The organism is Hyphomicrobium denitrificans ATCC 51888, from assembly GCF_000143145.1.
Taxonomy (GTDB): Bacteria; Pseudomonadota; Alphaproteobacteria; order Rhizobiales; family Hyphomicrobiaceae; genus Hyphomicrobium_B; species Hyphomicrobium_B denitrificans.
Genome location: NC_014313.1, coordinates 1,671,082 through 1,698,061 on the forward strand (window position 1 = coordinate 1,671,082; position 26,980 = coordinate 1,698,061).

Genomic DNA, 26,980 nt, shown 5'->3' on the forward strand with positions numbered 1-26,980 from the left:
GAGCGCCGTCTATTGCGGCTTGTCGGCTTTTTCCGAACCTCTGAGCGAGCGTATCAGCTCGCTGAAGATTTCGCGCACGCGCAAGGGTTCCGCGTCGAGATAGGGCAGCGGACGCGTGACCTCGACGGCGACCACTCCGAGCCGCGCGGTCAAGGCTCCGTTGAATGCGCCCTCGCCGAGACGGCGGGACAGTCTGCGAAGGACGTCCTGCCCGACGAATTGTCCGAGCAGATCATCGGTCATCGCGATGCCGCCGGTCGCGATCACGTGACCGACGACGAGACGCGCGAGGCGCAAAGCACCAAGCACGCCGGGCCGGCCGCCATACAACCCAGCAATCGCGCGGAACATCCGGACGTTCTCGACGAGCACGAATGCCATCGCGATCCACATGATCGGCGACAGCGCCGAGACGGTCGCAACGCGCTTGCCGGACTTGAGGATCACGCGTCGCGCTTCTCCGTCGATCGGATGCAGCAGCTCGCGGTCGGCAAGGCGCAGCAGCTCAGTCGGCTCCAGAACATCACCCAGATGATCACGCACGCGAGCGAGCCCCCAAGCGAGGTCGGCGCGCCCGCGATAATGCGAGAGCAAAGCATTGACCGCCGCGTGCTCGCTGGCGCGCTCAGGCTTTGCAACTGCGGATTTGACGAGCGCTCTGAGCTTGGAGAGCCGGGCGAGCCTGCGGAAGCCGATCAATTCCCGGAGCACGATGCCGAGCAGGGCGATGACGATGATCGACATCAGCGCGAACGCCAGCCATCCCACCCAATCCTGGCGTTCGAGCGCAACTGAGACGAAGCGGACGAACCAAAGCCCCGCGGCGAGCGAGGCCAACGCGGCAACTGCCGAGAAAATGATGCTGCCGAAACGGAAGCCGCGATTGATGTCGGTCACCGTCAGATGACGCGTTGGAACGCGCGCCGCGCGCCGTGCCGTTACCGCGCCGCCTTCGCGCGCGATGTCGTCAACTTGCGCCTCGGCGGCGACGTCGTCGGGCTTGAAGACGCGCGGCTTGCGCGGCGGCGGGACATCGTTCTCGAACGTCATGCGAGATAATCCGATACAAGGAAATCGAGCGCGCGATCCAATCTGATGTGCGGAAATGCAGCCGGCTTTCCGTCGGGCAGCGTATCGATAAGCTTTGGCGGCGCGAAGCGGACAAGCTCGAGCGACGCCGTTTTGGCGCTGCGCGCGGCGCTCAACGCGGCTGCGGCGTCGATCGGCAGGTCGCCCGGAAAAATCGCGGCTTCGGTTGCGCCGTCGAACGTCACGCCGCCGATCGTTTCGCCCTGGATCGGCGTGCCGCGCAGGCAGGGGAGGATTTCGCTACCTTGTTTCGCTGTCGTCTCACGCGTCGCGCGCAAGGCTGCGAGAGCGATTGCACTGACGCCCGCGCCTTCGGTCTCGGCGCGCGAGATCGCCTCGTCGACGATAAGCTTCAGAATGGCTTCCAGGCGATCGTGGCTCGACGCGGGCAAGTGATCGGCCTTAGTCGCGGCGAACAGAATGCGGTCGATCTTGCGTCCGATCAGTAGCGACAGCCACGAATTGGCTCCGGGGCGAAAGGCCTTGAGGATCGCGGTCATCGCGCGTTCGAGATCGCCGACCGCTGCCGCTCCGCGGTTCAAGGCGCCGAGAACGTCGACGAGCACGATCTGCCGGTCGAGGCGTGCGAAGTGGTCGTTGAAGAACGGTTTGACGACGGTCGATTTGTAGCTTTCGAAACGGCGCATCATCATCGCGGCGAGTGACGAGCGCGGCGGGCGTTCGCCGGATGCGAGCGGCATCGGAAAGAACGTCAGAAGCGGCGAGCCTTCGAGATCGCCGGGAAGAAGAAAGCGCCCTGGCGCGAGCGTCGATTGTGCGCCGCTCTCACGCATGCGGCGGAGATAGTCGGTGAACAGCTTGGCGCCGGTCATCGCGATCTGTTCGTCCTCGATCGCCGCAGGATCGGTTCCGGCAAGGAACGACAGAAACGGCTTAGCGATTTCGGCACGTTCCGGCGCGGCCGCGAGCGCCAGCGCTTCCGTCGAGAAAGTTCGGTAATCCTGATCGAGCAGCGGCAGGTCGATCAGCCATTCGCCCGGGTAGTCGACGATGTCGACGTGCAGTTTCGAGAGGCCGACGAAGCGCTTCAAGAGCGACGTCGACTGGTATTCGATCGTAACCCTCAGTTCCGAAATGCGGCGCGTGCTGTCAGGCCAGGACGGCGGCACGGAAAGCAGATCATGGAGATGCGCCTCGTAGTCGAACCGCGGGACGCTGTCGTCAGGCTGCGGCTCCAGGTAGGCGCGCACGATCCTGTGTTCCGCATCGGCTGAAAAGAACGGCAGGCGTCCGCCCGATACGAGGTTGCGCACCAGCGCCGTGATGAAAACGGTCTTGCCGGCGCGCGACAGTCCGGTGACGCCGAGGCGGACGCACGGCGTCAGATAGTTGCCGAGCCGCGTCTGCGCGTCTCTGATGAGATCGGAGTAGGTGAGGTCAGTCAAATCGCGCCGCGCATTTCGCAAGGATAAAGGGACCGTTCAGGACCCCTTAAGTGGCGTAACTCTCCCCATCCGACAAGATCGGATCGCGCGGCGGCCCGAGTGCGGGCGCAGCTTCAGCCGTAGAAAACGACGGCGCATCCGGCGGCGACCACGACGGCGGCCATCAGCATCAAAGCTCCAGAACGAAAGAATTCAGCCATGCACCTCTCCTCGCATTGCGCGTTTCGCCTCCCATCGTGGAGAGATCTAGCGCATGGCGGTTGAACGAGGGCTGACGTGCGGGTTCACGAGACGTTCATACGCGCGTCACGGAGGGAGCGGCGGAGGCGTCTAGGCGTCGTGCGCCTTTTTGACCTCGAAGATCTCCATGATGCGGCAGCCGCGGTGCGGCCCGTCGACGACGAACGTCCATTTGCCTTCGGTGAAGGTGTCGCACATCTTGACGCCCTTCACGAGAATCCAATGGCCTTCCTTGCCCTTATGGATTGCGAGAATGTAATAGGCCCACGCGTTGCGCGGTTTCTGCATCCAGGTCCAGAGCGTCGGACGTTCCTTGCGGGCGCGGTGAAGGTGCGTTTCCTTCAACACCATGCGGTAGCCGAAATGGGCGAGGGCGGATTCCACCTCGTCGGCATACGTTCCCTTGACGACGGGCTTGCGATGCGGCGGCAGCTCGCGGCCCTCGCGGATCACGTCCTCGATCTTGGAAATGCCGAAGCCGGTAATCGCGGAGAGCACGTAGGGTCCGCAAAATGCCACGCGTCCGGTGTCGTTGTTGGCGGCGTCGAGACTCGATGCCGGCCGGCCGCTGGAAAGGCGATCGCTCATGTCGCATATGCCCTATACAAGTAGGCGAACAATGCTCGGCCTATACGGTTAAGCAAAAGTTAATACGGGGTTCGGGCTGCAATGGGTGAACGCGTGAACGTCTCGTTTTTCCAGGAGCTGATGAACTCGATTGCCGAGCAGGGCCGGGCATTGTTGCCGAAGGCTCTGTTCGGAACCGTCGGCGGAGACTCGATCGAGGTTCTGGCGCGGGCGCTGATGTCGGGACGCGGCGAAGCGTCGGGCGTCGCGATCGCGCGACAGCTTCTGCTACAACTCAAGAAGGCGTCCACCGACGAGCGTCTGCAGTTCTACCGGTTCCTCGCGGATGAACTCCAACCGGATGCGGCGGAGGTTGCCGACGCGGCGCGCGGCTATCTCGATCAGCCGTCGGAAAAGAGCCTCGCGCGTTTGCAGAGCGCTTCCTACAGCCCACGCATGGAGTTCTTCCGGAGGCTCAACCTCGCGCCGGGAGCGACGGCGGAGATCGTCGCACTCAGAGCCGATCTCTTGCGGCATCTCAAAGCGGACGAAGCGCTCGCGGCGGTCGACCGCGATCTGCAGCGCTTGCTGACGTCGTGGTTCAATCGCGGCTTCCTGGTTCTGCGCCGCATCGACTGGCAGACGCCGGCGGCCATTCTGGAAAAAATCATCGCTTACGAAGCCGTGCACGAAATCCGCGGCTGGGACGACTTGCGCCGCAGGCTCGATCCGAAAGACCGGCGGTGCTTCGCCTTCTTCCACCCAGCGCTGGTCGATGAGCCCTTGATCTTCGTCGAAGTTGCGTTGATGCGTGAAATCCCGGGAACGATCTCAGCCGTTCTCGATGCGCACCGCGACGACCACGATGTGCCGCCGACGACGGCCGTCTTCTACTCGATCTCGAACTGCCAGGAAGGTCTCAAGGGCATCTCGTTCGGCAATTTCCTGCTGAAGCAGGTGGTCGAGGACCTCGTTCGTGACACTCCGAGCCTCAAGACATTCGTGACATTGTCTCCGGTGCCGAGCTTCGCGCGCTGGCTCGACCGCGTGCTTGCGATCGACGGCGAAACGGGGCTCGATCCGGAGGAGCGCGCAACGCTGGCGCGGCTCAACGATCCGCGGTGGGTCGATGACGTTGCCAAAGGCGCGCCGGGGAGCGAGGAGCTGAAGCCGGTGCTGCTGTCGCTCGCGGCGCAGTATTTTCTCGCCGTGCGCTCGGCGGACGAGCGGCCCGTAGATCCCGTGGCGCGCTTTCATCTCGGCAATGGCGCGCGGCTCGAACGGGTCAACTGGCTCGCCGACACGTCCGAGCGGGGCCTCAGGGAAGCGCACGGCCTGATGGTCAATTACCGGTACGACCTCGGCGAAATCGAACGCAACCACGAAGCCTATGCGCAGGACGGCACGGTTGCGGCCTCGCGCGGCGTCCGCGCCTTGCTCAAGTCCGGCACCCAAATTACGGATCTTGCGGCGACTTCCGGTCTGCTCGCGCTGCCGAGCGTGGCGTCGGCAAAACGGGCGCGCTCCATGGGCTCCGATTGAACCGTTTTTCGCTGCCAGACACGTAAACGAAGCCCTTGTCTTACCTATTTCCACGTGCAGTATGGCGCGGCTGGCGTTATGGAGCGCACGTTAATTTCTGCGGCGCTGTTTGATCCCGTAACGCGTACCTCAATTATAGGGCCGCCATGCGCTACGACGAGAACGACCGAGAAAGTTCGAATGTTGAAGATCGCCGCGGCCAAGGCGGCGGAGGCCTGCAATTTCCTGGCGGCGGAATGCGCATTCCGATCGGTGGCGGCGGGTTCAGCATCACGACGCTGCTGATCATCGGCGCGCTCATGATGTTCATGGGCATCAATCCGCTCGACGTTCTCTTCGGATCGGGCGGCGGCGGCCAGATCAACATGCCTCAGCTTCCGCAATCAGAGCGTCCGGCGCAGCGCGCACCGGGTAACAACATTCCGGGATTGCCGGGCTCGCCGCAGACGCAGACGGCCGGCAACGACGACGAAAAGGCCTTCATCAGCCGCGTGCTCGCCGACACCGAAGACGTTTGGACTTCCGTGTTCAAAAGCTTCGGCCGTAAATATCCGGACCCGCTGCTTGTCATCTATTCCGGCATCACGCGAACGGCATGCGGCGCGGGTCAGGCCGCGATGGGGCCGTTCTATTGTCCGCTCGATCAGAAAGTTTACGTCGACCTCGCGTTCTATGATGAGCTGAAGCGCAAGTTCAACGTCAGCGGCGACTTCGCACAGGCTTACGTCATCGCGCACGAAGTCGGCCATCACGTGCAAAAGCAGCTCGGCATTCTCGACAAGGTGCAGGAACTGAAGCAGCGCGCCGACGACGAAGTCACGGCCAACCAGATTCAGGTGCGAACCGAGTTGCAAGCTGACTGTCTGGCGGGCGTCTGGGCGAACCTCAACGATCAGATGAAAAAGCGCCTGCAGCCGGGCGACATCGAGGAAGCGTTGAACGCGGCCTCGCAGATCGGCGACGACATGATCCAGAAGAAGATGACGGGTCGCGTCGTTCCGGATGCCTTCACGCACGGCTCGGCAGCCCAGCGCGTGCACTGGTTCAAGGCAGGCTTCGAATCCGGCCGCATGGACGCGTGCGATACGTTCAACACGTCGAGCTACTGAAGGGCGGCTCGCCCGTCTCAGTTCATTCAGATATAAAAAAAACCGGCGGGCTCGCGGCGCGCCGGTTTTTTTGCGTTCTCAGCGTTGCGCTGTTTCGTCTTACAGCGCGTTGCCGGTGAAGTCCTCGACCGAGCAGGACACCGCCTGCGCCTGCAGATCGTTGCAGAGCTTCACCGCCTCAGCCTTCGACTTCACGGGGCCTGCGATCAGATTGAAGCTCGGGTTCGCCGGATCACCGTTGGTCGTATAGCGGGCCTTCAGGCGTTTCAGCTTGTCGCCATGCATCTGCGCGAGCTGGCTCCAATTCAGACGGAGGCCTTCGACGCTGGCACTCGATGCGAGCGCGATGCCGATCGGCTTTTTCACCGGCTTCACGACTGCGGGACCGAAGCTGATCTCATCGCTGTTGGCGGCGCTTGCTTTCGGCTTTGCCTGCGCAGGCGCTTTGTCGACGCTGCCGGTGACGATCTGTGATCTCTCGGGCGATGCGTTGATGATCTTGGTCTGCGGCCGCGCCTGATTTTCGGACAGATCGAGGCCGGCCGGCGTATCGTCGACTGCGCCGATCACGTCGGTTCCGGTGTGCTGCTGCGGAGCGGATGCCGTCGCAGGCGGTGCCGGCGGGGCTTCAGCAAGGCGCATCTTGTCTTCGAGCGCGGTCACTTGCGATCCGAGCTCCTGCGTATGCTGCGCCTGGGTATCCAGTGTCGACTTCACGCCGGAGACATCGATTTGCAGGTTGGCCATCGACGACTTCAGGCTGTCCACATCGGCGCTGAGCTTCATGAGCGAGGCCTGCGTCTCGGCGCTGTGCTCGACGCGGGCGCTGGGCGGCGTCAGGCTGCTAAGCCAGTCGGGCTGAAAAACCGCGACGCCGAGATAGACCAGGCCGAGTGTCCCGAGGGTCGACCAGAGAGCGGCGTAGGGCGTCAAAATCGCGTTCCTACGGACCGGCTTATCAATGGCGGGCTTGGTCATGAGGTGTGGTGTCCTAGTTTCCGAAAGGGTCCCGAATGCTGCGCGGCGGGATTTCTCAGGCGAATCAATTTCGCCGCATTGAGAACGTTGGGTCTCTGGGAAGGTGTTCGCAATGGCCGGTCGGCTTGTGTTGCATCGAAGTTGTGGATGGTGGCATCGATGTCCATCCGTCAGCCATCGCCTAGAAACATTTGAGCAAAATGGACGTCATCAGCGCAGCGACGCGCTCATCACGTGCACGCTCCCGCCATTTTGTGTGCCTCCCTTGCCGCGGGGGGATTTCGGGCGCTATGGCTTGGCGCCGCTGACGGGCCAGCCACCTGCCCCGCACGGATGAAAGTCCACGGCCGGACGCGGCCAAGCCCCAAGGTTTGTCATGAGCGCATCGCCCCCGTTGTTCGTCGTTCTCGCCGCCGGCAAGGGCACGCGCATGAAATCGAGCGAGCCGAAAGTGCTGCACAAGATCGCCGGGCAGTCGATGCTGGCGCACGTGCTTGCGACCGTTTCGGATGTCCAGGGCGATGTCGCCGTGGTCGTCGGGCCGGGGATGGAGGCCGTTGCGACGGAAGCCCGGCGCGTCACGCCGCCGGCGCAAGTGTTTGTCCAGGCAACGCAACAAGGCACGGCGGACGCGGTGCTCGCTGCGCGTCCCGCTCTCGCAGGGCATAGCGGCGACGTCGTCGTGCTCTACGCCGACACGCCGCTCATCCGCCCCGAAACCGTTGCGCGCTTGCGCGCCGCGCTCGACGCGGGCGCTCATATCGCTGTGCTGGGGTTCAGAGCCAAAGATCCGACCGGATACGGCCGGCTTCTGACCGACCCCAAGGGAACGCTGTCCGCGATCCGCGAAGAAAAGGACGCCTCGGAAGCCGAACGCCGTATCGATCTCTGCAACTCGGGTGTCATGGCGTTCCGCGTCCCGGACGTCGCCAAGCTGCTGGGGCAGATCGGCAATGCCAACGCCAAAGGCGAATTCTACCTGACCGATGCCATCGAGATCGGTGTTCGCAGCGGTTTGCGCGCCGGCGTCGTGGAATGCAGCGAGGATGAGGTTCTGGGCGTCAACGCCCGCGATCAGCTCGCCGAAGCCGAAGCGATCTGGCAGAAGCGCGCGCGCGCTCAGTTCATGGCGAGCGGCGTGACGATGATCGCGCCGGAAACGGTCTGGCTGAGCTTCGACACACAGATTGCGCCCGATGTCGTCATCGAACCGCACGTCATTTTCGGCGTGGGCGTCACGATCGAAGAGGGTGTCCGAATTCTGGGCTTCTCGCACTTCGAAGGCGCGGTGATCGGCAAGGACGCACGCGTCGGGCCGTTCTCGCGCTTCCGGCCGGGCGCCCGGATCGGGGCCGACGCGCACGTCGGCAATTTCGTCGAGGTGAAAAATACGACGCTTGGGCCCGGCGCCAAGGCCAATCACCTCGCCTACCTCGGCGATGGTGTGATCGGCGCAAAGGCGAACGTCGGGGCCGGCACGGTCTTCTGCAATTACGACGGCTACGCCAAACACAAGACCGAGATCGGAGAGGGCGCTTTCATCGGCTCGAATTCGTCGCTGGTGGCTCCGGTCACGATTGGAGCAGGCGCGTACGTCGGCTCAGGCAGCGTCATCACCCGGGACGTCACGCCCGGCGCGCTTGCGCTCGAACGCAGCAGTCAGGAAGAGCGCCCAGGCTGGGCTGAAAAATTTCGAACGCTGATGCTGCGCAGAAAAGCTACAAAGTGATGTGATTAGTTAACGATGCTGGTAACTTGCGCGCTTTCGCTGGCACGGCATCTGCATTCGTTAATACGAAACACTCTGTGATTTGAAAATAATTTGAAACACTCTCATCGTGCAACTTGAGGGTGAGTCATCTGGGGAAAACGTATGTGCGGAATCGTCGGGATTCTTGGAAAGTCTGCCGTCGCCAGTGATCTGGTCGACGCGCTGCGCCGCCTTGAATATCGCGGCTATGATTCCGCGGGCATCGCGACTGTCGAGGGCGGAAGGCTCGAGCGGCGGCGCGCCGAGGGCAAACTCAGAAATCTTGAGAAGCGGCTTATCGAGGAGCCTCTCGCCGGGCGTACGGGCATCGGCCACACGCGCTGGGCGACGCATGGCCGTCCGACGGAGCGCAACGCGCATCCGCACATGACCAACAAGGTCTCGGTCGTTCACAACGGCATCATCGAAAACTTCCGTGAGCTTCGCACCAAGCTGGAAGCCAAGGGACACCGCTTCGATACCGACACCGATACGGAAGCGGTCGTGCACCTGATCACCGACGAGCTCAACAAGGGCAACGATCCTGTCGCGGCGGTGGGCAGGGCGCTCGATCATTTGCAGGGCGCGTTCGCGCTCGGCATCATTTTCGCCGGTGAAGACGACCTGATGATTGCGGCGCGCAAAGGCTCGCCGCTCGCGATCGGGCACGGCACGGGCGAAATGTATCTCGGCTCGGACGCGATTGCTCTGGCACCGTTCACCGATGCGATCACATACCTCGAAGAAGGCGACTGGGCTGTGCTGCGCCGCTCGGGCGCGGAAATCTATGACCGGCAAGGCACCCGCACGGAACGCCCGGTCATCAAGGCGGTCGCAAGCTCGCTGCTCGTCGACAAGGGCAACTATCGCCACTTCATGGCGAAGGAGATCAACGAGCAGCCGGAAGTCGTGTCGCACACGCTCGCCAATTATCTCGATATGGCGACGGCGCAGGTTCGTTTCCCCGATCTCGGTCTCGATCTCGCGCAGATCAGCCGCGTGACGATTTCGGCGTGCGGGACGGCCTATTACGCCGGTCTCGTCGCGAAATACTGGATCGAGCGCTATGCCCGCGTGCCCGTCGATATCGATGTCGCATCCGAGATGCGTTACCGCGAAGCGCCGCTTCCGGAGAACGGCCTCGCCGTCTTCGTTTCACAGTCGGGCGAGACAGCGGACACGCTGGCGACGCTTCGCTACTGCAAAGCCAACAAGCAGCGGATCGCATCGATCGTCAACGTCAGGACGTCGACCATTGCTCGCGAGTCCGATGCGGCGTTGCCGACGCTGGCCGGGCCCGAGATCGGCGTCGCATCGACGAAGGCCTTCACCTGTCAGCTGTCGGTTTTGGCCTGCCTAGCAATTGCAATCGCGAAGGCGCGCGGTGCAATTACCAAGGAGCAGGAGATCGCGCTGGTTACGGCGTTGACGGAGGTGCCCCGGCACATCGCGGCGATCCTGCGCCAGGACGAAATCTATTTGTCGGTGGCTCAGGAGCTGGCGAAGGCGCGCGACGTTCTCTATCTCGGTCGTGGTTCGAGCTTCCCCATCGCGCTCGAAGGCGCGCTCAAGCTCAAAGAGATTTCCTACATTCACGCCGAGGGCTATGCGGCGGGCGAGCTGAAGCACGGACCGATCGCGCTCATCGATGAAAACGTGCCGGTCATCGTCGTCGCGCCGGAAGACGATCTCTTCGAAAAGACCGTGTCGAATCTCCAGGAGGTTGCAGCACGCGGTGGACAGATCATTCTGATTTCGGATGCCGCGCCCGAGAAGGCCGGCTGCACGCCCGCAGCGCACATTCAGATGCCGAAGATCGATTCGTTCATCGCGCCGCTGCTTTATGCCGTGCCGATTCAGCTGATTGCCTATCACACCGCAGTGCAGATCGGCACCGACGTCGATCAGCCGCGAAACCTTGCGAAATCGGTCACAGTGGAATGACGGGGGAAAACGTCATGAGAATCGGGCCCTGAAATTGCCCAGTTCGGCTGGTTGCAATAAGGGGAAGGGGGTATTGCGCCTAAAGTCGTCGGGAATGGGGAAAGAAACGCACATGACGCAAGTCCGGAAGCTCGTGCGTGGCACGGGGTTCGCCGCCGTTGCGGGCCTGTGCGCGTTTGCTTTCGCCGCCATCGGAAGCCCGTCGATCGCGTCGGCGAAGAAGGCCAAGGCTGCCGCCTCGCAAAGCGGATCGCAAGGCGGCGACGATTCGAAGCTGTCGCCCGAAGAGCAGAAAAAGAAGGCTTCCCGGCAAGCTTATGATGCCGGACTCAAGGATTTCGCGAACGGCCGCTATCAGCCCGCGATCGAGCAGCTGTCGAATGCGCTGACCACGGGCGGGCTTTCATCGCCGGAAATGGCGAAGGCGCTTTATACGCGCGGCGTCGCCTACAGGAAGCAAAAGCAGCCCGGACAGGCGATTTCGGATCTGACGAGCGCGCTCTGGCTGAAGAACGGTCTCAGCGCCGCCGATCGCAACACCGCGACGGCCGAACGCGCCGAGGCCTACAAGATGGCCGGCATCCAGGACACGGGCAAAGGTCCCGAGCGGGTCGTCGGCACGCCGATCACGGCATCGACAACACCGGCTGCGCCAGCGGCAACGCCGGCATCCGGCCCCAACGCGGGTTCGGCAGGATTGTCGGCGGCGGCGATCGCACAGGCGGCGGCAAACAACGGCTCGGGCGACGCCAGCGGTGGCCCGGTCTCGCGGCAGGACCCATCGAGCAGCGCAGCGCAGGATGCGGCCCGGGCTCGCGCAGCCTACGCGCCGGTCAATTCGCTCGCGTCGTCCTCGGTGACCTCAAGCCCAGCGCCCGCGCCTCAAACGACGGCGTCTGCGCCAGCGCAATCGGGGTCGTTCGGCTCGGGCGTGACGGGATTTTTCTCGAACATGTTCGGCGGTTCGTCTGCGGCACCGGCTGAGGCTCAGGCGCCATCCGGCGTCACGACGGCTTCGACCGGCGCGGTCGCGGAAACGTCGAGTTGGACCAATGCGACGGTCGTCAACGAAGGCGGCGCCGCGAAGTCTGGGGGCAAGTCCCAAAAAGTCGCCGCCGTCTCACCGAAACCGGCAGTCGCCACAAAGGGCAAATACAAGATCCACATTGCGGCCGTCCGGTCGCGTGCCGAGGCAGATGCGCTGGCTCAGCAACTCGTCGCGCAGCACGGCGCTGACCTCGCCAACCATGTCCCGACCGTCGATGAGGCGGTTATCGGAAGCATGGGCACCTTTTATCGGGTGCGCATCAACGGCTATGCTTCGCAGGAAGAGCCGCGTGGTCTTTGCGACAAGCTTCGGAGTAGTGGCCTAGACTGCCTGGTCGTGACAAACTGAGAGAAGCCCGATCTCCGTCGGGTGGCTGGCCCGAGTAGGAGACTATGAGCGCACCCCCGTCCGATCCAAACCCGGAACGCCGCTCCAGCCGTCAAAGGGATGCGGAGGCAGCGCAACTCACCGAAGGCCTGAAGCGGCTCGCAAGCAGCGAGGGCAAGACCGGCTGGCGGCTCGGCTCGCGGTTCCGAAATGCATTCCTGACCGGTCTCGTCATCGTCGGACCTGTGACGATCACGCTTTGGATCATGTGGGGCGTGATCCACTGGGTCGATGCGTGGATCAAGCCGCTTCTTCCGACGACGTTCAATCCCGACACCTATCTGCCGTTTCCGTTGCCGGGGCTTGGGCTTGTCGTCGCGATCTTCGGACTGACCGTGATCGGAGCGCTCGCGGCCAACTTGCTCGGGCGAACGCTTGTCTCGTCCGGCGAACTGATGCTGTCGCGTACGCCGATCGTGCGCAACGTCTACGGCGCGCTCAAGCAGATTTTCGAAAGCGTGATCTCGACGACAGGCCCGAACCAGAGCTTCCAGAAAGTCGGGATGATCGAATTCCCGTCGAAGGAAATCTGGAGCCTCGTCTTCGTCACCGGCGAGACGTCGGGCGAGATCAAGGATGTGGCGCCGGGCGGGACGAGCGATCTGCTCACCGTCTTCATGCCCACAGGCATCGTGCCACCGACGGGATTCATCTGCTTCGTTCCGCGCGAGAACGTCGTGTTTCTCTCGATGACCGTCGAAGAAGCGGCCAAGATCATCCTGTCGGGCGGTATCGTGATGCCGAACGTGGATGATAAAATGCGGCGCATCGGGGCGGGTTCGATGCCGGACTCGCGGTTTCCGTTCGGGCACGGAAAGAAAGCTTAAGCGGCGCGGAACAGGCGCACGGCTTCATCGCATTCGAAAACATAGAGCAGCGTGCGCAGCGCTTGCCCACGCGGCGAGGTGAGATTGGGGTCGCTGCCGAGGATCAGCGCCGCATCGTCGCTCGCAGCCGCGAGCAGCGTGTCGTAGCCCGGCACTTCAGCGACGCGAAATCCTGGCGCGCCTGACTGGCGTGCGCCGAGAATTTCGCCGCCGCCGCGCAATTCCAGATCCTTTTCGGCGATCTTGAAGCCGTCTTCGGTCTCTTCCATCATTTTGAGACGTTGCCCGGCCGTCTCTCCAAGTGGCGCTTTGTAAACGAGCATGCAGAACGACTCGCGTGATCCACGCCCGACGCGGCCGCGCAGCTGATGCAATTGCGCGAGGCCGAAGCGCTCGGCGTGCTCGATCACCATGATGTTGGCGTTCGGCACGTTGACGCCGACTTCGATGACCGTCGTCGCGACGAGGATCTTGATCGTGCCTTCCGCGAAGGCGGCCATCGTCTCGTCTTTTTCCTTGGCCGAAAGCGCGCCATGCAGAAGGCCGACGCCCTCGCCGAAAATCTGGCGGAGATGCGCGAAACGTTCTTCCGCCGCGGCAAGGTCGGTCAACTCGGAGCTTTCGATCAGCGGGCAGACCCAATAGACCTGCGCGCCCTCGGCGAGTTGCGCGCGAATGCGTTCGACGAGGCGTTCGAGCGATTCCAGCGGTAGCGCCTTCGTCGTGATCGGCTTTCGTCCTGCGGGTTTTTCCGTGAGCTTCGAAACGTCGAGATCGCCGTAATGCGTCATCAGCAGCGTGCGCGGGATCGGCGTCGCCGTCATGACGAGGACGTTCGTATCGTTGTTCGCGCCTTTTGCCTGAAGCGCGAGACGCTGATGCACGCCGAAGCGATGCTGCTCGTCGATGACGGCAAGGGCGAGGTCTTTAAACACGACGTCGGATTGAAACAGCGCGTGCGTGCCGATCAGAATGTCGGTTTCGCCGGATGCGAGACGCTCTAGGATCGCATCGCGTACCTTGCCCTTTTCGCGGCCCGTCAGCAGGGCGATCCGCAGACCTGCGGCTTCGGCGAGCGGCGCGATGGTTTCCTGATGCTGGCGCGCAAGGACTTCCGTCGGCGCCATCAAAGCGGCCTGCGCACCGGCTTCGATCGCGACCGCCATCGTCATCAGCGCGACCACCGTCTTGCCGGAGCCGACGTCGCCTTGCAGCAGGCGCAGCATGCGATGCGACGCCGCGAGATCGTCCGAGATTTCGGCGAGGGCCGTCTGTTGCGATCCGGTCAACTTGAACGGAAGCGCGTCTGCAATTTTCTGCCGGATGTCGCCTTTGCCGGCGAGACGCCGTCCGCGCTCGGCTTTCATATTCTGACGCACGAGCGCAAACGCGAGTTGCCCGGCGAGAAGCTCGTCATAGGCGAGGCGCTGCCACGGGCCTGCGCCGTTCGAAACATCCGGCGCATCGAGCGGCCGGTGAATGCGATTGATCGCGGTTTTGAAGGCGGGCCAGCCTCGCGCTTCCAGCCAGCGGCTCTCCTGCCATTCGGGAAGTTCGGGCACGCGATCGACGGCCTGACGCGCGGCCTTGACCATGATCTTGCCCGACAGTCCGGCGGTCAGCGGATAGACCGGCTCGAGCATCGGCAGATCGTCACGTGCTTCCGGCGCAACGATATAATCGGGATGCGCCATCTGCAGGGCTTCGCCGTAACGCTCGATCCGTCCGGATACGAACCGTATCTCACCTTCGGGAAGCTGCTTCTCGATGAACTTTCGTTCGGCGTGGAAGAAGACGAGATCGATGCGCCCTGTGTCGTCCTCGCAGGTAACTTTGTGCGGCGCCTTCCGGTTGCCGCGCGGCGCGGGCTTGTGCTTCAGCACACGTAGCTGCAGCGTGACGATGCTTCCCGGAACGGCCGAGGCAAGCTGAGGTTCGGCGCGCCGGTCGATGATGCCGGTCGGCATATGCCAGAGAAGGTCGATGACGCGCGGTTCGGCGACGCCCGGAGGCAGCGCCAGGCATTTCTTCAAAAGCAGGATGAACCGCGGGCCGATCCCGGAGATCGTCTGCGCCGACGCGAACAGCGGGTTGAGAAACGAGGGACGCATCGTCGACTTCGGCTTGCCATTGAGGAATTTCGCGCCCCGCCGCCGGTTTTGTGGAGAGCACGGCGATCGGAACGAAGGGTCGCGGCAATACGCACCGGCCTTCACGCTAGGCGTCAAGGACGGCGGGCGCTATAGGAACCCTTCGCACGGACGGCACACCGTGGCGGCTGATCGCTTTCCAGTCAAGCCGCGAGGGGCCGCACACCCATTTGCCATGCAACCCGGATTGACGATGGCGGACGATCTCGATGTGCGGCGGCGGCGCGCCTCCTACCGCGCGCATCACCGCGGCACCAAAGAGATGGACCTGCTGGTCGGGCGCTATGCCGATGTCCGCATTCCCGCGTGGTCCGAGGAAGCCGTGCAGCACTTCGAGAGGTTCCTGAACCTTCCCGATCCGCTGTTGCAGGCGTGGATTTTTTCCGGCGAGCCTGAAAGCGGCGAGTTTCAGGATCTGCTGAACGATATTCGCGTTTTTCACCGGCTCGCCGCTGGTACAGACTGATACTTTGCAATGACGGATCAAGTGCAGACCTCGCGGGTGATTTTTTCCGGCGTCCCGGAAGGGTTCGACGGCCGCGTTCTTGCGGACATCACACGCGCCGCCCGTGGTGGCGATCAGCCGGGTCTGCACCTGCACGTCGTGCGCGATGACAGGCGTCTCGAAGAATTGCAGGCGGCCGTCGCGTTCTTCGCGCCCGACATTGCCGTCGTGCCGTTTCCGGCGTGGGATACGGTTCCCTATGACCGCACGAGCCCCAACGCCGAGATCGTGGCGCGCCGTATCACGACGCTCGGACGTCTCGCGATTGGCGGACGCAAGAAGCCAACGCTGGTTCTGACGACCGTCAACGCCATTCTGCAGCGCGTGCCGCCGAGGAGTTTCATCCGGGGTGCGGTCAAGACCATCGCGCCAGGCCAGCGCATCGATCCGGCGGAGCTGATCCGGCGGCTCGAATCTTACGGCTACGACCGCTCGAGCACGGTGATGGAGCCGGGCGAATACGCTCAGCGCGGCGGCATTCTCGATCTCTATCCGCCGGGGCGCAGCAATCCGATCCGCCTCGACTTCTTCGGCGACACGCTCGAAAGCGTCAAAGCATTCGACGCCGAAACGCAGCGCTCGATGAAGCCGGTGCCGAAGTTTTCGCTGATGCCGGTCAGCGAAGTCGCATTCGGGGAAGCGGCGACGGCGCTGTTCCGGACGCGCTACGTCGCGCTGTTTGGCGGCAATACCGGTGACGATCCGCTATACGAGGCCGTCAGCAGCGGGCGGCGCTATCAGGGCCAGGAACACTGGCTGCCGTTTTTCCATCCCGCGCTCGAAACGCTGTTCGACTATCTGCCTGGCGTCGGCATCAGTTTCGATCACATGGCGGACGAAGCCGTGAAGCGCCGCTTCGAGCAAGTGCGCGAGCACTACGAAGCACGTGTGGACTCGCTCGAAGGGCAACGCTTCGGCGCACCGCCGTATAAGCCTGTGCCGCCGGATCAGATGTTCATCGACGGCAAGGACTGGGCGTCGGCGCTCGATGCGCGCACGGTTTCGCGGCTGACGCCGTTCGACGATCCCGGCACGTCGAACGTCTACCAGATGAAAGGCCGCCGCGGCCGGACGTTCGCGGCCGAGCGCGCCGATCCCGACAACAACGTGTTCGACGCCGTCGTCGGTCACATCCGGCGCATTCACGCGGACTCGCGGCGCGTCATTCTCGCGGCTTGGACGACGGGCGCACGCGAGCGGTTGATCACGCTGCTCGCCGATCACGGCCTGAAAGACGCGGAAAAGGTCGAAAGCTTCACCGAGGTTCAGGCGCTGAAGCCCAACGCGACGGCGTTCGCGGTGTTCGGCATCGAGGAAGGCTTCGAGACGCCGGACTTCGCCGTCATCGCCGAACAGGATGTGCTGGGCGATCGCCTCGTGCGCCAGAGGCGGCGCGCGCGCAAGGCGGCCGATGTTCTGACGGAGGCGACGGCGCTGTCGGTCGGCGACCTCGTCGTGCACAGCGATCACGGTATCGGCCGTTTCGCAGGATTGCAGACGATCACCGCGCTCGGCGCACCGCACGATTGTCTCGAACTTCACTACGCGGGCGGCGATAAGCTGTTTCTGCCTGTCGAGAACATCGAGCTTCTGTCGCGCTACGGCGCGGACGAGGGCGATGCGCAGCTCGATCGCCTCGGCGGCGTCGGCTGGCAATCGCGCAAGGCCAAGCTCAAGAAGCGGCTGCGCGAGATTGCCAACGAACTCATCAAGATCGCGGCGCTCAGAGCCTTGCGCGAAGCTCCCGCGCTCGTGCCGCCGACAGGCGCTTACGACGAATTCGTTGCGCGTTTCCCTTACGAGGAAACGGAAGATCAGGCGACGAGCATCGAGTCCGTTCTTGCCGATCTCGCATCCGGCAGACCGATGGACCGGCTCGTCTGCGGCGACGTCGGCTTCGGCAAAACGGAAGTTGCGCTGCGCGCCGCGTTCGTCGGCGCAATGAACGGCTTGCAGGTTGCCGTCGTCGTGCCGACGACGCTTCTGGCGCGTCAGCATTTCAGAACGTTCACGCAACGCTTCCAGGGATTGCCGGTCAAGATCGCGCAGGCGTCGCGCATGGTCGGCGCAAAAGGGCTCGCGGAAGTGAAAGCCGGGCTCAAGTCCGGCGACATCGACATCGTCGTCGGTACGCATGCTCTGCTCGGAAAAACAATCGAGTTCCAGCGGCTCGGCCTGCTGATCATCGACGAAGAGCAGCACTTCGGCGTCAATCACAAAGAGCGTCTCAAGAAGATGCGCGAGGACGTGCACGTGCTGACGCTGTCGGCAACGCCGATCCCGCGTACGCTGCAATTGGCACTGACAGGTGTGCGCGAACTGTCGCTGATCACGACGCCGCCTGTCGACCGCATGGCGGTGCGCACGTTCATTTCGCCGTTCGATCCAGTTATTTTGAAAGAAGCGCTCAGGCGCGAGCGCTTCCGCGGCGGACAAACCTATTACGTCGCGCCGCGCATTTCCGATCTCGACGACATTGCGGAGTTTTTGCGCGAGGCGGTGCCCGATCTCGTGTTCGCGCGTGCGACGGGACAAATGTCGCCGACCGAACTCGAAGACGTGATGACCGCGTTCTACGAAGGCAAATACGACATTCTGCTGTCGACGGCGATCGTCGAGTCCGGTCTCGACGTACCGAACGCCAACACGCTGATCGTGCATCGCGCCGACATGTTCGGCCTGGCGCAGCTTTATCAATTGCGCGGCCGCGTCGGGCGATCGAAGACGCGCGCCTATGCCTACATTACGACTCCGCCGGACAAGAAGCTGACCGAAGGCGCGGAGAAACGGCTCAAGGTTCTGCAGTCGCTCGATACCCTCGGCGCGGGCTTCTCGCTGGCGTCGCACGATCTCGATATTCGCGGCGCGGGCAATCTGCTCGGCGAAGAACAGTCGGGTCACATCCGCGAAGTCGGCTTCGAGCTTTACCAGTCGATGCTGGAAGAAGCGGTCGCCGCGATGAAGGGCGGCGAAATCGAAGCCGATGACAAGTGGAGCCCGGAGATCCAGCTCGGCACGTCGATCATGATCCCGGAGGCTTACGTCACCGATCTACAACTTCGTCTTGGTCTCTACCGGCGTTTGTCGAGTCTCGAAAAGCGCTCCGACATCGATGCGTTCGCCGCCGAGCTTGTCGATCGCTTCGGATCGCTGCCGGACGAAGTCACACATCTGCTCGACGTCATGGAGATCAAGGGCCTTTGCCGCGCTGCCGGCATCGCGAAAGTCGACGCGGGTCCGAAGGGCGGCGTGATCACGCTGCACAAGGGACGCTTCGCAAATCCGGAAGGCCTGATCGCGTTCGTGCAAAATTCGCGCGGGGCGCTTAAAGTGCAGCCCGACCAGCGGCTCGTCTATCGCGCCGATTGGGATTTGCCGGAAGCGCGGCTCAAAGGCGTTCGCGCGCTTATCCAGAAATTCGCAGAGCTTGCGAGCAAGACCAAGCAGGCGGCTTAAGACTTACCATCGACGAGGGACGGCAACGCGAGAGCCTTGCGCTGAACCTTGCCGTTGGGTGTGCGCGGCAGACGTTCGACGAAAACGATCTCGCGCGGAATTTTGTAGGCTGCGAGATTCCTGTTCGCGAAATCCTTGATCGCTGAAGCATCGCGGGGCGCGCCTTCGGCTGCCACGACGAATGCGGCAATGATCGAAACGTCGCTGCGGACGCGCATTTCCGTGCAGGCGACTTCGGCGACGCCCGGGCAGCGTCCGAGCGCCGCTTCGACTTCGAGCGGAGACACACGATAGCCGCCCGCGTTCATCAGTTCGTTGGCGCGGCCGAGGTGCGCAATATATCCCTCGTCATCGATCGAACCGAGATCGCCGCCGGTGAACCATTCGCCGCGCAGGACTTCGGCTTCTTCGTCGGGCCGCTTCCAGTATCCAAGCATGAGACCCGGATCGGAGCGGTGGACGGCGATGAGGCCTTCGCGGTTCGGCGGCAACGGTTCGTCGCTGCCTTCGACGGCAAGGATGGCAACGCGCCGACCGGCTTGCGCCTTGCCGACCGTGCCCGCTTTGTGCGGCACCGACGGGCCTGTCGAAATGTAGGTCGAGATTTCGCTCATGCCGAGGGCTTCATAGAGCGGCAGGCCGGTGACGGATGTCCATTCCTCGATCAATCCCGGCGGCGGCGTCTCGCCAGCCATCAGGCCGTGACGCAATTGGCCGAGCGCTCCAGGCTTCGGGCTCGCGTATTTCAGAATCTGACGATAGATGCCGGGCACGGCCGCGAACAGCGTCGCGCCGGTTTCGGCGATCACGTTCGGCCAAAGCTCCGGCGCTTTGTTCCCTGTGCAGACGATCGCCGTCGCGCTATTAGCCCAGGGATCCGTCAGGCCGACGCCGAGTGTGAACGTCCAGTTGAATGCGCCCGCGTGCAGCATGCGGTCATCGGAGCGGATGCCGTACCAGCCTTGATACATCGGCTGGCGGCCCAGCGCCGAGCGATGCGCGTGCAGGACGCCTTTCGGCCGCGCCGTCGTGCCGGAGGTGTAGATCAGGAACGCCGGATCGTCGCGCTGGGTCGGCGCGTATGGCTCATCCGTGTCGCGCGCGATCATGGCTGCAACGTCATCACGCGACAGGGTGAGGATGCCGTCTCGCGCAACGCTGTGCGGAGAGTCAGCGGTTGCAAGAGCGGCCGCGCCGCTGTCGTCAAGAAGTGCCGCAAGTTCGGAGGCGGTCAATTGATCGGACAGCGGCAGAGCGATGAAGCCGCCGGCCATCGCGGCGAAAAACATCAGTGCGGATTGCGAGGAATTGCCGAGCCGGATTCCGATGCGATCGCCGCGCCGCAAGCCTTTCGCCGCAAGCCCCGCAGCCAAGTTCCGGACCGCGCGATCGAGTTCGCCGAACGTCCAGGTTTCCAATGGCTCGCGCGGATTTTCGACGTCGCAAACGAGCAGAGCGGTCTTATCCGGTATCGCGCGCGCGTGGCGGCCGATCGCATAGTCGGCCATGTTGAAGGCTTCGGAGACTGTCGGCATCACTTGCTTTCGACCCACCACGTATCGACGGCATAGCCGAAGAGCGGCGTCTTTTCGGGATGTTTGAGCTTCGCCCAATACGCGACCCACTGGCGCGGCGTGTAGAAGAGGGGAACGACGTAATCGCCCGACAGCAGCACCCGGTCGAGCGCGCGCACGGACGAGATGAAATTCTCTTCCGTCTCGGCAGCGAGCATGGCGTTGATCATCGCATCGGCGGCCGGGTTTTTCACGCCCGCGAAATTGAATGAGCCCTGCGCATCGGCGGTTTTCGCCGACCAGCGGAACAGCTGTTCGTTGCCTGGCGACAGCGACGACGGCCATGTGTTCTGGATCATGTCGTAGTCGTAGCTCGACAGGCGTTCCTGATACTGCGCGCTGTCGACGACGCGGACGCGCGCGGCGATGCCGAGCGGCGCCAGGCTCCGCGTATAGCTCAGAAGCAATGCTTCCTGGGCGTTGCTGTTGGCGAGAATTTCGAATGTCAGCGGCTGTCCGGTTTTGCCGTCGACGAGCTGGCCTCCCTTCAAAATCATGCCGGCCTCAGTCAGCAGCTTGAATGCAGCTTTCTGATTGTCGCGGTTTCCGCCGCCGCCGTCGCTTTCCGGAAATTTATAGGTTCCGGCGAGGAATTCGGGGCGAACGGCATCAGGGTAGGGCGTCAGCAATTGCCGTTCGTAAGCGTCCGCGGGAATACCCGTCGAAGCGAGATAGGAGCGCTCGAAGTAGCTCGTCGTGCGCTTGAACAAGCCGTTGTACAGCGTGCGGTTCGTCCATTCGAAATCGAACAGCGTCATCAGGGCGCGGCGCACGCGCGGATCGGCAAAGACGGCGCGTCGCGTGTTGAAGACCAGCGCCGTCATGCCCGCCGGAAGCCCGATCGAAAATTCGGCCTTGATGATGCGGCCATCGCGGACGGCCGGAATGTTATAAGCGTCGGCCCAGCGCCCGGGGTCTTCTTCGAGTCTCAGATCGAGCGTGCCGGAGCGAAATGCTTCGAGCATCACGGACGCGTCGCGGAAATAGTCGAAGCGGATTTCATCGAAGTTGAAGCGGCCGCGATTGACGGGAAGGTCCTTGCCCCAATAGCCGTCGTCGCGCGCGTATGTCAGTGAACGTCCGGCGTCGACGCGCGAGACCGTGTAGGGGCCGGAGCCGATGAGCGGCGTCATCGAGGAGGAATCGAACTGCTCCGGCGTCATCGCGCGGGCTTCGAAGACGGGCATCACGCCGAGGATGAGCGGCAGCTCGCGATCGTCCGCATCCTCGAACGTGAACCGGATGCCGCGGTCGCCGACTTTCTCGACTTTCGGAACCTTGGCGAAATAGGTGCGATGGTTGGGCCGACCCTTCGTCTTCAGAAGCTCGAACGATGCGATGACATCGTCCTGCGTCACCGGCTGACGATCGGAAAATTTCGCGGCAGGGTTGAGCGTGAACGTGACCGACTTGCGATCGTCGGCAACGTCGATCGTCTCCGCCAGCAGTCCGTAGAGTGTGAAGGGCTCGTCGAGGCTGCGCGCCATCAGGCTCTCGACGGAGAACTCCCGAACGCCGGACGCGGGGACGCCCCTGACGATCAGCGGATTGAGGTTCTCGAAAGAGCCGAGAACGCCAAGGGTGAGCTTGCCCCCCTTCGGCGCCTGCGGATTGACATAAGAGAATGCCGTGAAGCCATCGCCGTACCGCGCCGTCCCGTGGAGCGCGATGGACGGCTGGGGCGCCGCCACGGCAGGGTGGCAGGCCAAGGTCCCGATGATCAATGCCGCGAAAAGCGAAAATTTCCCGAATGGCATACCGGCACCTAAAAATCGATCGACCGGCCGAAACCCATGCGAGCAAGTCCTGGCGGCGAGATGTTTTTTCGCGACGCGGAAGTTTTGTATCGGGGCATGACAGGGCTTGTCTAGCTTGTCGCAGTGGCATGGGCGCAACGACCGCATTTTGCGAGATGCATCCACCAGTTGTTGAGCCATCCGGCCACGGGATTGCCGCAATCCGAGCCTTACTCGGGCTCCGAACGGCGGGGTGCCGGGTCTAACGCAGAACAGGGACATACTGCTGCGTACCGAGGATAGGGGCCGGACTTCCGGCAGGATAGCACAAGCGAGGATTGTTACGTTGATGGCAAACGCGGTATTGCGCACGGGCGGCAGGGCGCTCGTTTCCGTCTTGGCTTTGGTCGCGGCAATGTCCGCGGCCTCGGCGCAGGATGCCGAAAAGGAAATTCAGATTACGCCGAAGAAGGTTCAGGCGGCGCCCGCCGCTAAAGCCGCGCCTGCTGCGAAGGCCGCTCCGGCGAAAGCTGCGGCGCCTGCGGCTGCCGGTGCTGCTTCGGCCGCTGCCAAAAGTGCCTGGGTGAAGCTTTGCGAGAAAGCCCCGGTCGCGAAAAAGGACAAGGACGGCAAGGAAGCGAACGAAGAGAAGCAGCTCTGCCTGACGCATCATGAGCGTCTTGACGGCAACACGGGCATGGTTCTCGTTTCGGCGGCCATCCGCCAGATCGAAGGCAGTCCGAAAAAGTCGCTGATGATCATGGTTCCGCTCGGCATGGCGATCCCGCCGGGCCTGCGCGCCGCCGTCTACAGCAAGGAAGATTGGGCAAAGGCATCGAAGAACGAAAAGGTCGACGAAGCCAAGCTGAAGCCGATCGAACTGCACTACTCGCTTTGCCACCCCGCCGGCTGCACGGCCGAAACCGAAGCGACGCCTGATATCCTCGATCAGATGTCGAAGGGCGGCGGTATCATGGTTCTGGCGATGAACGCAGCGGCTCAGCCCGTTGGCTTCCCGGTTCCGCTCGACGGCTACAATGAGGCGGCGGCCGGACCTCCGGTCGACAACAAGAAATATGCAGAGGCTCGCGGCGCGCTGATGCAGCAGATCCGCGAACGTCAGCAGAAGATGGCCGAGCAGTGGAAGGCCAACGAGATGAAGAACCTTCCGCTCGATGCGCCGGGCGCGCCGCCGACGACGACGGGCTCCACTGCGCCCAAGGCTGCGCCGAAGCAGAAGTAAGCGCCTAAGCTCAAACGAGTTACCAAGCCGCTCCGGCACCGCCGGGGCGGCTTTTATTTTGTGACGATTTCAACCAAAGGGCGAAACGGCGATCCGGCGCTGGGGCGGCTGTAACCCGATTGCTCAGTTGGCCGACCGTGGCCGCAGCCGGTATGTGCCGCCGGCGTCGCTGATGAAGCGGTCGGAAATATCGGGATGGCGAAGCGGCGCCGACGTCTCGTCGAGAAGGAGATTCTGCTCGGAGACGTAAGCGAGGTACGTTGTTTCGTCATTCTCAGCGTAGAGATGATAGAACGGCTGATCCTTCCGCGGACGCACGTCTTCCGGGATCGACAGCCACCATTCCTCTGTGTTCGCGAATTCCGGATCGATGTCGAAAATCAACCCGCGAAACGGATAGATGCGGTGACGCACCACCTGACCGATCGCGAACTTTGCATGCCGAATTGAACCCATAGCCCAAATGTGTGCCGGTTGAGCCGATCTCGCAAGAGGGCAGGAGGACGGATCGTCAGAGCGCGCCGTAAAGCGCCGCCCGTTCCGGATCTTTCGACGCGACGATCTTCGCCAGATCGACAATGACCTTCGCCTGTTTCCAGGTGGCGTCGTCCTGCATCTTGCCGTCGAGCATGACGGCGCCGGTGCCATCGGGCATCGCGTCGAGAATGCGCTTGGCGAATTTCACTTCGGCCGGATCGGGCGAGAACACGCGCTTGGCGATGTCGATCTGCGAGGGGTGCAACGTCCAGGCACCGAGGCAGCCCTGCAGGAACGCGTTGCGGAACTGAGCCTCGCAGGCGGCGAGATCCGAAAAATCGCCGAACGGGCCGTAGAACGCCTTCAACCCATAAGCCTGGCAGGCGTCGACCATCTTGCCGATCGTGTAGTGCCAGAGATCCTGCTGGTAGAAGGTTCGCGCCGCGGCTGCGTCTTTGCCCGGATCGGCAAGGACGCCGTAGTCCGGATGGCCGCCGCCGACGCGCGTCGTCTTCATGCCGCGCGACGCCGCGAGGTCAGCCGGTCCAAGGCTCATGCCGTGCATGCGCGGCGAAGCGGCCGCGATCGCTTCGACGTTATTGACGCCTTCCGCCGTTTCCAGAATGGCGTGGATGAGGATCGGCTTCTTGACGCCGTGCTTGGCTTCGAGCTGCGCGAGAAGCTGATCGAGATAATGGATGTCCCACGGGCCTTCGACCTTCGGCAGCATGACGACGTCGAGCTTGTTGCCGACGTTCGAGACGATCTCGGTCACGTCGTCGAGCACCCACGGCGAGTTCAGGCAGTTGATGCGCGTCCAGACGCCGGTTGCGCCGAAATCGTTGTCGCGCAGCATCTGGATGAATCCCTTGCGCGCATTCTCTTTCTGATCGAGCGGAACGGCGTCTTCGAGGTTGCCGAGCACCACGTCGACCTGCGCCGCGAGATCCTTGATCTTGGCCCGGATCTTGTCGTTGTGCGGCGGAACGAAATGGATCATCCGCTCGAGGTTGACGGGGAGCGTGCGGAACGGCTCGGGCGCGCCGATGGCGAGAGGGGCGAAGTGCTTAGCGGGCGTGCGTGTCGAGGCCATCGGCAGCGATCCTGTTCGAGTTCTGGGAAAATTTGGCCGCACCATTGGGCGTCATGGCGCCCATGTCAATTGGGCACTCTTTACGTTTCGGGCGGCCTTGGCGCGGGCTTTTGCCGTTCGTTAATGGGATCGGGCCAAGCAAACGCACGTTTCATTGAAATTGCAGCGTGCTGATCCCGGAACTAAGGTGCAATCGGCTTGACAGGTGAACGAGGCCGCGATGATCGATGTCACCAACCAGCCGCCACCGCTCGAGGATTACAATCTCTTTGACAGCGATGCCGTGCTGCGCGAGGCGGCCGGCCGCGAAGGTGCGAGCTGGGCGGAAAGCTCGCTGCAGGCGCTCGGCGCGCGCCTTGGCAGCGCGGACGTCATAGCGCTGGGAGCGGAAGCCAATCGCAACACGCCGACGCTCCGCGCTTTCGATCGCTCCGGCGCGCGGATCGATGAAGTCGACTTTCATCCGTCATGGCATGCGCTGCTCGGTCTCGCGATGGAGGCGGGGCTTCATTCAAGTCCGTGGGCGGAGCCGAAGCGCGGCGCGCATGTCGCGCGCGCCGCCGGATGCTTCATGCTCGCGCAGATCGAAAGCGGCGTCTACTGCCCGGTTTCGATGACCTATGGAGCGGTGCCGACGTTGAAGCGCGCTCCCCACGTCGCCGCGGACTGGCTGCCGCGCATATTCTCGCGCTCTTACGATCCGCGATTTCGCCCAGCGCATGAAAAAACGTCGGCGCTGATCGGCATGGCGATGACGGAAAACCAAGGCGGGTCCGATCTCCGAGCCAACGTCTCGCGCGCCGAGTTCTCTGAAGCCGACGGAGAGCGCCGCTATTATCGCCTCAACGGACACAAGTGGTTCATGTCGGCGCCGATGTGCGACGCGTTCCTCATGCTGGCGCAGACGGACGCAGGTCCGACGTGCTTTCTCGTGCCGCGATGGAAGCCGGACGGCACGCGCAACGCGATCCACATTCGCCGTCTCAAAGACAAGCTCGGCAATCGCTCGAACGCATCGAGCGAAGTCGAATTGGAGAATGCGCACGCTGAACTTCTCGGAGACGAAGGGCGCGGAATTCCGACGATCATCGAAATGGGCAATTACACACGGCTCGACTGCGTCATCGGGTCTTCGGGACTGATGCGCCAAGCCGTGGCGCAAGCCATTCATCACGCCCGCTATCGTACGACGTTCCAGAAGCATCTCGTCGATCACGCGCTGATGAGCAACGTGCTGGCCGATCTCGCGATCGAAGCCGAGGCTGCGGCGCTTCTGGCGCTGCGGCTTGCGCGCGCTTACGACGAGGATAGCGAGGAGGCGCTGACCTTCCGCCGCGTCGTGACGCCCGCCGCCAAATTCTGGATCTGCAAGCGCGCGCCAGCGTTCGCGGCCGAAGCGATGGAAGTCCTCGGCGGCAACGGTTACGTCGAGGATTTCGGGCTCGCTCGCATTTATCGCGAAGTGCCAGTCAATTCGATCTGGGAAGGCTCGGGCAACATCATGTGTCTCGATGTTCTGCGCGCAATCGCGAAGGCGCCGCTCGCCGCCGCCGTGCTGGCTGACGAAATGCGCGACGCGGCAACGGCCGACCGCCGTCTGGCGCAATTCCTTGCACGGATGCAGGCGACTGCCACATCCATTGGCGACGAAGCGCAAGCTCGTGTTTTCGTCCGCGATCTCGTCATCGCGCTGCAAGCATCATTGCTCATTCGGCACGCGCCGCAGATCGTGGCCGACGCATTCTGCGCATCGCGACTCGACGGCGGTTCGGGAGCGTTCGGCATGCTTCCGCCAGGAGTGGACACGCGCCGCATTGTCGAGCGCGCCGCGCCCGTGTTGCGTTAAGCGAATGTTATTG

The 26,980-nt window shown here is 63.1% G+C and carries 19 protein-coding genes; 10 read left to right on the forward strand and 9 right to left on the reverse strand.

The window, feature by feature from the left end; all coding sequences use genetic code 11:
• Window positions 1-9: 9 nt before the first annotated feature.
• The 3 genes from HDEN_RS08060 to HDEN_RS08070 all read right to left on the reverse strand — a co-directional run bounded on the left by HDEN_RS08060 (window position 10) and on the right by HDEN_RS08070 (window position 3,323).
• Complete coding sequence (locus HDEN_RS08060) at window positions 10-1,050, reverse strand: YcjF family protein (RefSeq protein ID WP_013215608.1); 1,041 nt, start codon at window positions 1,048-1,050, stop codon at window positions 10-12.
• A complete protein-coding gene (locus tag HDEN_RS08065; RefSeq protein ID WP_013215609.1) occupies window positions 1,047-2,495 on the reverse strand; it encodes a YcjX family GTP-binding protein in 1,449 nt (482 codons plus the stop codon). The genes HDEN_RS08060 and HDEN_RS08065 overlap by 4 nt, the downstream gene beginning before the upstream one ends.
• A gap of 330 nt (window positions 2,496-2,825) precedes the next feature.
• On the reverse strand, window positions 2,826-3,323 hold the full coding sequence (locus tag HDEN_RS08070) for a hypothetical protein (protein WP_013215610.1): 498 nt from the start codon (window positions 3,321-3,323) through the stop codon (window positions 2,826-2,828).
• An 81-nt stretch (window positions 3,324-3,404) separates the two neighbouring features.
• Here HDEN_RS08070 and HDEN_RS08075 point away from each other — a divergent pair, with 81 nt between their 5' ends.
• Both HDEN_RS08075 and ypfJ read left to right on the forward strand, forming a co-directional pair.
• Window positions 3,405-4,844, forward strand: coding sequence for a malonyl-CoA decarboxylase (locus HDEN_RS08075; protein ID WP_013215611.1), 1,440 nt, complete (start codon window positions 3,405-3,407; stop codon window positions 4,842-4,844).
• Between the two features lie 146 nt (window positions 4,845-4,990).
• Window positions 4,991-5,953 (forward strand): KPN_02809 family neutral zinc metallopeptidase, encoded by a 963-nt coding sequence (gene ypfJ, locus HDEN_RS08080; RefSeq protein ID WP_013215612.1) that lies wholly within the window; start codon window positions 4,991-4,993, stop codon window positions 5,951-5,953.
• Window positions 5,954-6,052: 99 nt separating this feature from the next.
• On the opposite strand, the gene HDEN_RS08085 is transcribed toward ypfJ, so the two are convergent.
• Window positions 6,053-6,931 carry an SPOR domain-containing protein gene (locus HDEN_RS08085; protein ID WP_013215613.1) on the reverse strand — a complete coding sequence of 293 codons (879 nt, stop codon included), beginning with the start codon at window positions 6,929-6,931 and terminating at the stop codon, window positions 6,053-6,055.
• Window positions 6,932-7,307: 376 nt separating this feature from the next.
• On the opposite strand from HDEN_RS08085, the gene glmU reads away from it, so the two are divergent.
• The 4 genes from glmU to HDEN_RS08105 all read left to right on the forward strand — a co-directional run bounded on the left by glmU (window position 7,308) and on the right by HDEN_RS08105 (window position 12,887).
• Window positions 7,308-8,660 (forward strand): bifunctional UDP-N-acetylglucosamine diphosphorylase/glucosamine-1-phosphate N-acetyltransferase GlmU, encoded by a 1,353-nt coding sequence (gene glmU / locus HDEN_RS08090; protein WP_013215614.1) that lies wholly within the window; start codon window positions 7,308-7,310, stop codon window positions 8,658-8,660.
• Between the two features lie 144 nt (window positions 8,661-8,804).
• Window positions 8,805-10,625 carry a glutamine--fructose-6-phosphate transaminase (isomerizing) gene (gene glmS / locus HDEN_RS08095; RefSeq protein ID WP_013215615.1) on the forward strand — a complete coding sequence of 607 codons (1,821 nt, stop codon included), beginning with the start codon at window positions 8,805-8,807 and terminating at the stop codon, window positions 10,623-10,625.
• A gap of 112 nt (window positions 10,626-10,737) precedes the next feature.
• A complete protein-coding gene (locus tag HDEN_RS08100; RefSeq protein WP_245256756.1) occupies window positions 10,738-12,021 on the forward strand; it encodes an SPOR domain-containing protein in 1,284 nt (427 codons plus the stop codon).
• Between the two features lie 44 nt (window positions 12,022-12,065).
• Window positions 12,066-12,887, forward strand: a complete 822-nt coding sequence (locus tag HDEN_RS08105; protein ID WP_013215617.1) for a DUF502 domain-containing protein — start codon at window positions 12,066-12,068, stop codon at window positions 12,885-12,887.
• Here HDEN_RS08105 and recG read toward each other — a convergent pair.
• Window positions 12,884-14,998 (reverse strand): ATP-dependent DNA helicase RecG, encoded by a 2,115-nt coding sequence (recG, locus tag HDEN_RS08110; protein ID WP_013215618.1) that lies wholly within the window; start codon window positions 14,996-14,998, stop codon window positions 12,884-12,886. The genes HDEN_RS08105 and recG overlap by 4 nt on opposite strands.
• 232 nt (window positions 14,999-15,230) lie before the next feature.
• Here recG and HDEN_RS08115 point away from each other — a divergent pair, with 232 nt between their 5' ends.
• Window positions 15,231-15,503: an FAD assembly factor SdhE gene (locus HDEN_RS08115; RefSeq protein ID WP_013215619.1), complete on the forward strand. Its 273-nt coding sequence runs from the start codon at window positions 15,231-15,233 to the stop codon at window positions 15,501-15,503.
• Window positions 15,504-15,512: 9 nt separating this feature from the next.
• On the forward strand, window positions 15,513-18,998 hold the full coding sequence (gene mfd / locus HDEN_RS08120; protein ID WP_013215620.1) for a transcription-repair coupling factor: 3,486 nt from the start codon (window positions 15,513-15,515) through the stop codon (window positions 18,996-18,998).
• Here the strand turns inward: mfd and HDEN_RS08125 are convergent.
• Window positions 18,995-20,533 (reverse strand): class I adenylate-forming enzyme family protein, encoded by a 1,539-nt coding sequence (locus HDEN_RS08125; RefSeq protein WP_013215621.1) that lies wholly within the window; start codon window positions 20,531-20,533, stop codon window positions 18,995-18,997. The genes mfd and HDEN_RS08125 overlap by 4 nt on opposite strands.
• Window positions 20,533-22,329, reverse strand: a complete 1,797-nt coding sequence (locus HDEN_RS08130; protein WP_013215622.1) for an extracellular solute-binding protein — start codon at window positions 22,327-22,329, stop codon at window positions 20,533-20,535. Before HDEN_RS08130 ends, HDEN_RS08125 begins: the two co-directional genes overlap by 1 nt.
• Before the next feature lie 328 nt (window positions 22,330-22,657).
• Between HDEN_RS08130 and HDEN_RS08135 the strand changes: the two genes are divergently transcribed.
• Window positions 22,658-23,551 carry an invasion associated locus B family protein gene (locus tag HDEN_RS08135; RefSeq protein WP_013215623.1) on the forward strand — a complete coding sequence of 298 codons (894 nt, stop codon included), beginning with the start codon at window positions 22,658-22,660 and terminating at the stop codon, window positions 23,549-23,551.
• 123 nt (window positions 23,552-23,674) lie between these two features.
• Here HDEN_RS08135 and hspQ read toward each other — a convergent pair whose 3' ends face one another.
• Both hspQ and HDEN_RS08145 read right to left on the reverse strand, forming a co-directional pair.
• Window positions 23,675-24,007, reverse strand: a complete 333-nt coding sequence (gene hspQ, locus HDEN_RS08140; protein ID WP_013215624.1) for a heat shock protein HspQ — start codon at window positions 24,005-24,007, stop codon at window positions 23,675-23,677.
• A gap of 55 nt (window positions 24,008-24,062) precedes the next feature.
• Entirely contained in the window at window positions 24,063-25,121 is a 1,059-nt protein-coding gene (locus HDEN_RS08145; RefSeq protein WP_013215625.1) for an HpcH/HpaI aldolase/citrate lyase family protein, read from the reverse strand.
• 220 nt (window positions 25,122-25,341) lie between these two features.
• Between HDEN_RS08145 and HDEN_RS08150 the strand changes: the two genes are divergently transcribed.
• Window positions 25,342-26,967: an isovaleryl-CoA dehydrogenase gene (locus HDEN_RS08150; protein ID WP_013215626.1), complete on the forward strand. Its 1,626-nt coding sequence runs from the start codon at window positions 25,342-25,344 to the stop codon at window positions 26,965-26,967.
• Window positions 26,968-26,980: the final 13 nt, after the last annotated feature.

Coding starts and splice junctions, on each gene's coding strand:
- HDEN_RS08060 (WP_013215608.1), bottom strand. CDS start 1,050: ATGACGTTCGAGAACGATGTCCCGCCGCCGCGCAAGCCGCGCGTCTTC.
- HDEN_RS08070 (WP_013215610.1), bottom strand. CDS start 3,323: ATGAGCGATCGCCTTTCCAGCGGCCGGCCGGCATCGAGTCTCGACGCC.
- HDEN_RS08075 (WP_013215611.1), top strand. CDS start 3,405: ATGGGTGAACGCGTGAACGTCTCGTTTTTCCAGGAGCTGATGAACTCG.
- ypfJ (WP_013215612.1), top strand. CDS start 4,991: ATGCGCTACGACGAGAACGACCGAGAAAGTTCGAATGTTGAAGATCGC.
- HDEN_RS08085 (WP_013215613.1), bottom strand. CDS start 6,931: ATGACCAAGCCCGCCATTGATAAGCCGGTCCGTAGGAACGCGATTTTG.
- glmU (WP_013215614.1), top strand. CDS start 7,308: ATGAGCGCATCGCCCCCGTTGTTCGTCGTTCTCGCCGCCGGCAAGGGC.
- glmS (WP_013215615.1), top strand. CDS start 8,805: ATGTGCGGAATCGTCGGGATTCTTGGAAAGTCTGCCGTCGCCAGTGAT.
- HDEN_RS08100 (WP_245256756.1), top strand. CDS start 10,738: ATGACGCAAGTCCGGAAGCTCGTGCGTGGCACGGGGTTCGCCGCCGTT.
- HDEN_RS08105 (WP_013215617.1), top strand. CDS start 12,066: ATGAGCGCACCCCCGTCCGATCCAAACCCGGAACGCCGCTCCAGCCGT.
- recG (WP_013215618.1), bottom strand. CDS start 14,998: ATGCGTCCCTCGTTTCTCAACCCGCTGTTCGCGTCGGCGCAGACGATC.
- HDEN_RS08115 (WP_013215619.1), top strand. CDS start 15,231: ATGGCGGACGATCTCGATGTGCGGCGGCGGCGCGCCTCCTACCGCGCG.
- mfd (WP_013215620.1), top strand. CDS start 15,513: ATGACGGATCAAGTGCAGACCTCGCGGGTGATTTTTTCCGGCGTCCCG.
- HDEN_RS08125 (WP_013215621.1), bottom strand. CDS start 20,533: ATGCCGACAGTCTCCGAAGCCTTCAACATGGCCGACTATGCGATCGGC.
- HDEN_RS08130 (WP_013215622.1), bottom strand. CDS start 22,329: ATGCCATTCGGGAAATTTTCGCTTTTCGCGGCATTGATCATCGGGACC.
- HDEN_RS08135 (WP_013215623.1), top strand. CDS start 22,658: ATGGCAAACGCGGTATTGCGCACGGGCGGCAGGGCGCTCGTTTCCGTC.
- hspQ (WP_013215624.1), bottom strand. CDS start 24,007: ATGGGTTCAATTCGGCATGCAAAGTTCGCGATCGGTCAGGTGGTGCGT.
- HDEN_RS08145 (WP_013215625.1), bottom strand. CDS start 25,121: ATGGCCTCGACACGCACGCCCGCTAAGCACTTCGCCCCTCTCGCCATC.
- HDEN_RS08150 (WP_013215626.1), top strand. CDS start 25,342: ATGATCGATGTCACCAACCAGCCGCCACCGCTCGAGGATTACAATCTC.